Here is a 2,122-nt window from a genome sequence, read left to right on the forward strand (position 1 = left end):
CATCATATTGAAGTACCCCTGTACGATCGTCTGCGAGATGTCCTCGACATTGGCCCGGTTATCGGCAAGATACGTACAGACCTTCGCGATGATCCCCACTGCATCCTTTCCGACGACGGTAATGATTGTCTTGCTCATGCCCTTCTCCCGTCCCTGTATAGATCATGGTAGGATGTTGCGGCGGTTCAAGGTTTGCCGGGAGCGTCGTCGTGAGGTTGTTTACCGCAGATCCCCGAACCACCGTGAGAAAGAGACTCGCCGTCGAGCGGCCTTCCACTCCTCCGGAAAATCGTTGGGCGGGCGCGCCACCGCAACTGCAATACGCGGATCGTCTGCGGCAAACGCAACCACATGGCCGCTCCCAGGGTGCAACCTGTTCCGGGTCGATGCCGATCACCCGGCGTGGTGCGCCACCGCTCTCGCCGAAGTCCCGGTAGTCGGGTGCCGGCAACCCCGGTCGGGAAGCACCGGCCCCGGGCGGACAACGGAGGTAGCCGACACACGTGACGCTACTGGAATCGGAGTGTACCTCTTCTGATCAACTATACGGGCCTATCCTGCTGGTTCTGGTGCAACACCGCCCTGCAGGAGCGAGCCCGAAACGGTTATCGCGCGTTCTCGTCCGGCTGTAGCATACCGAATGTGTTGCCCTCGGTATCCTTGCAGTACATCAGCCATCCGATGCCAGGCACCGCCATTCTGGGGACGGCGATGCTCCCGCCGGCTTTGAGTACCCTGTCGGCGGACCCGTCCAGATCGGCAACGCCGATCGTACAGACGTATGCGTTCACGGGCTGCCCTTCGGCAGGTGCAGGGCCCTGGCGGAAGATGAGGCCGCCGTTGATACCGGGCTCGGTCTCAGGTCCGGTCGTCACCATCCAGTACCGATTTTCATCTTTCATCTCGACACCAGGCATGGTCCATTCTTCGATCTCCCAGCCGAACACGTCCCGGTAAAACTTCACCGCCCGCTTCGGGTCGCCTGCGTGTATCTCAAAGTGTATTACCTTGTTCATGCGATTCATCCTCCTTCTGTCAGGTGGCAGAAGAGTTTGTTTGTAACCCTGACTCACTCCGGGTGCGGATATATCTTTCCGGTGATACAGCATAGTGCCGTGCGCAGCACGGGTTTCCCGGGTCCTCCGGATAAGACAGATCTAACCCGGGAACTACGTCATAGCCTAACCGGCGGGGAGGGGCAGCAAAGCCGGAGGTATCTCCTGTTAGGAGCGGAGCGGGGGGTTCATCAGGCCGGCGTGTGTATATGCGGTATTCACGGCTACGTTCACTATCGTTGCACCGGCGCCGCGTGGAGCCGGGACGGGCCGCAGAGGATGATGCTGACCGCACTGACGCCCCGGCCGGACGAGTGTACCGGGAGATGGGAAGCCATGAAAAAGTACAACAGACAGGACCAGATATCGATGGCCGAGATCCGCGGGGCATCCCTTGGGCTCATGCTGTCGCCCGCGACGCGAAAGGGAATGAGGCGGCCTGTTTTGCTGCGCGTGCCGCAGGCCAGGCGGTGGCCCACGTCCCCCAGCGCGCCTTCGGGGCGGCTTACTATGCTCTTAAGGCCGTCGCGGCGGCCGACCCCGACGATGCCGGGGTTAATGTTGCCGGGGAGCGTGAGTGGCAGGCGAGGCGTCTTCCGGAGGAACTGAGGGAGAAGAACATGAGACCAAATAATCATCCAAAAAAGGGGTGACGGGATTTCTATCAAACTACAAACGGGTGAGGGTTTTTGAGATATTATTTTTGCTCATTATAGTGTAGAGGCAGTTTTGCCACGGTGAGAGCAGGGGAAAACGGTGTTGGAATGAGCCTTTCTTTTCATCGATAATGACCTTGGCGTACTGTAGTGATGTGTCTTTCTGCGTTGTGAGTTATGCGCCTGAAGAACAGGGGTATGTGAGTTGGCGGAGAAGGCGAAGGCAAAACATGACAATAAAACGCCACAGAATTTATCCGGGACGGTTACAGTGTCTGGCTTAAGTATAGTAATTGATAAGGTGTTAGTGAAGTCATCCTAAAAGTTTCCAGCGGCTGACGATTCCTATAGTTCAGAGTATTTTGTCGCCTCCCCGTGAAAAATTGAGTGATCTCTGGCGTCAAACCTCTG

3 protein-coding genes are annotated in these 2,122 nt (G+C 57.5%); 1 reads left to right on the top strand and 2 read right to left on the bottom strand.

The features are described from left to right. Together BRA42_RS08345 and BRA42_RS08350 are read right to left on the bottom strand one after the other, a co-directional pair. Positions 1-138: ACT domain-containing protein (locus BRA42_RS08345; protein ID WP_342772126.1), on the bottom strand; the 138-nt coding region annotated here is incomplete at its 3' end. A gap of 467 nt (positions 139-605) precedes the next feature. After that, the gene (locus BRA42_RS08350) at positions 606-1,016 is read right to left on the bottom strand and encodes a VOC family protein (RefSeq protein ID WP_292408569.1); all 411 of its coding nucleotides are present in this window, start codon (positions 1,014-1,016) and stop codon (positions 606-608) included. Between the two features lie 278 nt (positions 1,017-1,294). Between BRA42_RS08350 and BRA42_RS08355 the strand changes: the two genes are divergently transcribed. Beyond that, complete coding sequence (locus BRA42_RS08355; protein ID WP_342772124.1) at positions 1,295-1,708, top strand: putative immunity protein; 414 nt, start codon at positions 1,295-1,297, stop codon at positions 1,706-1,708. Positions 1,709-2,122: the final 414 nt, after the last annotated feature.

Source organism: Methanoculleus sp. UBA374, from assembly GCA_002508705.1.
GTDB classification, from domain to species: Archaea; Halobacteriota; Methanomicrobia; order Methanomicrobiales; family Methanoculleaceae; genus Methanoculleus; species Methanoculleus palmolei.